The organism is Bacillus sp. JJ1503 (assembly GCF_036965125.1).
Classification (GTDB): Bacteria; Bacillota; Bacilli; order Bacillales; family Cytobacillaceae; genus Cytobacillus.
On record NZ_JBALOZ010000041.1, the window covers coordinates 359 to 3,284 of the forward strand.

At 35.5% G+C, this 2,926-nt stretch carries 3 protein-coding genes; all 3 read right to left on the bottom strand.

Annotated features, from left to right (window positions below):
- Positions 1 to 789: HAAS signaling domain-containing protein (locus V7149_RS04035; protein ID WP_335344372.1), on the bottom strand; the 789-nt coding region annotated here is incomplete at its 3' end.
- Positions 776 to 1,123 carry a PadR family transcriptional regulator gene (locus tag V7149_RS04040; protein WP_335344373.1) on the bottom strand — a complete coding sequence of 116 codons (348 nt, stop codon included), beginning with the start codon at positions 1,121 to 1,123 and terminating at the stop codon, positions 776 to 778. The genes V7149_RS04040 and V7149_RS04035, both read right to left, overlap by 14 nt.
- A 240-nt stretch (positions 1,124 to 1,363) precedes the next feature.
- A complete protein-coding gene (locus V7149_RS04045) occupies positions 1,364 to 2,488 on the bottom strand; it encodes a helix-turn-helix domain-containing protein (protein WP_335344374.1) in 1,125 nt (374 codons plus the stop codon).
- Between the last annotated feature and the right edge of the window lie 438 nt (positions 2,489 to 2,926).

Below are 2,926 nucleotides of genomic sequence, written 5' to 3' on the forward strand. Positions count from 1 at the left end.
CGTGTTGAAGATGGCTATTTTTTTTGTCCATTGTCCTTTGATTAATTTATAGAGTGCTAGTGTAATCTCAAGGACGATGACAACTAGAACGAATGGCCAATATTGAAATAAAACTTCTTGATTAAAAGCCGGAATGACCAGTTCAAGATGATTTCCGTCTCCCTTATAAATACCTGTAAGGTGATTCGCATAAAAATAAAGGGTTGCCCAAATCGCTGTCCACATTAAACTTCCAAATACTTCGCACTTTTTTATAGCTTTTTTCTTAGGAATATAAGTGATGTTTTTCAAATCATCAGGCGTCCATTTTTTTAGACTTGCCGATAACGGCTGTTGATCTTTTCCTTTATCCATTCTTTCTATAAGAGCGAAAACAAGCGTTAGCCAGAAAAAGGTTTGAATGCCCACTTCAATTACTTTCCATATCCCTTCGCCCATTATAGTAAGAACAACATTTACAATAGCCTCTTCTCCACTATACCCGATCACATATTTGGCAATCATAGAAATCAGTGAGACTACAGCAGCAATTGGTAAAATCATTTTTAATAACGAAACATATACATCAAAATAACGTGGACCTATTAGATGCATGGGCTGGTCTCGATACCCGCTCGCTAATGCTGCCGGATTCCCTAATTTTTCAAGGGCCGCCTTAACATCTTCCTCGCTGTAATCGTCAGGCAGCATATCCTCAATGGTTGAACGCAGCTCGAGTGCAATATCCGCACGTCCTTTCTCTGGCAGCCTGCGAGTGACTTCTTGAATATAAACCTCAATTAAATTCATCTTCCTCATCCCCTTTCAATAAACCATAAAGTTCTTTCGAATTCTTAATCCATTCCTTTTTTAACTGTAAAAAGATTTCCAGACCGTATTCACTTAAAACATAATACTTACGCGGTCTGCTCTCAGATGTATCCCAGCTGCTTGTGACTAACTCCTGTTTTTCTAAACGGCGAAGCAATGGATATAAAGTACTTTGATCAATGCTAATGCCTGATTCCTCCAATAACTGAACAAGTGAATATCCATACTGTGGTGTTCGCAATTGACTTAAAACGGCTAATGTCAATGTTCCTCTCCTAAGCTCTGTCGATAATGAATTCAATAAAGCACTCATTCACCCACCTCATTTATCATTGCTATATGTTATTACTATATGTCATACAGTATTTGTTCTATACTATGTACCGTACACTATTATCGTTACAACATCATTTGAAATGAAAAGCCCTTTTTTGCAAACAAGAAAAATAATGGCTTAGGTACAAATAAAAAAAACAACGTTGAAATTCATACGTTGTTCATTGATTTGGTTTACTTTATCCAAGGGCTATATTTCTTTAATTATTTTCTTCCTTCAATGAAAATTATTAATAATTTGTTGCAATCTATTTGCAACCCATTCAATGTCATAACCTATTTCGTTAAGAATAACTGTATTGTGAATTTCCTCCAGACCAATGCGAAGCATATAGCAGTATATTTTTTCCTTAGATTCAGGAGAACTCATATACCTATTTGTAATCCGATGTATGAGTGGCTGGAGCTTATCCTCATTCCAAAAAAGAATATTTGCTTTGTCGTATAAATGATCCCCGTATAAAGAAAGGCTCCAATCGATCATTCCAGCAATTTGCCCGTCTTTTGCCAATAAATTGAATGAACCTAAATCTCCATGAACTAAATATTTTTTACTTAAAGAAACACTCTTAATATGGGATTTCAACTCTTTAATAGCTTTTTCAACTACATCCGAATCTAATCCATTTCGTTCCAGGGATGACCAATCATAAATATTCTCATTGTAAACTGCCTTTATATAATCCTCCCAGGTTGGATAACCCGCCTGCCCAGTATGATCAAATCGACCATATCCATTCTGTCCGGTAATTTCAATTGCTTCCAATACCTCAAGGTTTTTTTCTACAACAGGACAAACATCTAGTATTTCCTGGCTATTTAAATCAAATAATTTTGTTCCTTCAATAAATTTAGAAATGGAGTAAGGGACATCACTTTCAGTTACCTGTATAGCCAACACCTCCCTTAAAGGAAGAAGATGATGAAAGCGATGGTAAACCCATCTCTCTTTTTCATACACTTCGAATCGATTTCCTACTTGAAAAACATAGCGGTCATTAATTGAGTTGAAGGAGTACGTTTGAGAGACAAGACCACCGTTAAGCTCTTTTATATTATCAGCAGAAGGATAATGCATTTGAATCAAATTTTGAATCTCCAATTCCGGTAACTTCTTTACCATTGCCATCGCTCCTTTGAAAAAAATTTTACCTAATAAAAATTCATCTAAGGAGAGTTGGTAGATATGGCTTAGCTTAATTATGGAGTCAATATCAGGGAAGTTTTTCCCGACTTCCCAATTCGAAAGGGTTTGCCTCGTTATATTCATTTTTTCCGCCACTTGTTCCTGAGTAAAACCTGCTTTTTTCCTTCTTAACTTTAGCTTTTCACCAATGTTCATTTCCTTCCCTCCTTATTTAAATTTTCGCATAATTAATGAAGAAAGCTAGCAAGGATTCCTTGCTTTTTTACGACTACAATCATTGCTCAAAAAATAAGATTGCTTAATTGAGTGTAATTCTATATGGGACTTTCTTTTAAGTTTCATATGTTCAAATAACACTATGCAAAAGGAGAATCTGTTATTTAGGATAAATGAAAAGATTTTTGTATTTTTATAGAGATTTTTTTGGAATTACTACAATCATATAAAACTACATATAGCAAGGTGGCAGCTGAACTCCCAGAGAAGGGGGAAACTGATGAAGACATACGAAGCATTCAGTTTTACTATCTCAATTTGGCTTAGTACTGAAAGAACTGGTGACAATGGTAGAAACATTGTCGAACTTCCCTTAATTTGTCCATCTCGTACCGCTACTTGGACTTTTTGAACGAC

What these genes read in the sequence shown, in the direction of transcription:
- V7149_RS04045 (WP_335344374.1), bottom strand. Translation starts at nt 2,488, where the DNA reads ATGAACATTGGTGAAAAGCTAAAGTTAAGAAGGAAAAAAGCAGGTTTT.
- V7149_RS04040 (WP_335344373.1), bottom strand. Translation starts at nt 1,123, where the DNA reads ATGAGTGCTTTATTGAATTCATTATCGACAGAGCTTAGGAGAGGAACA.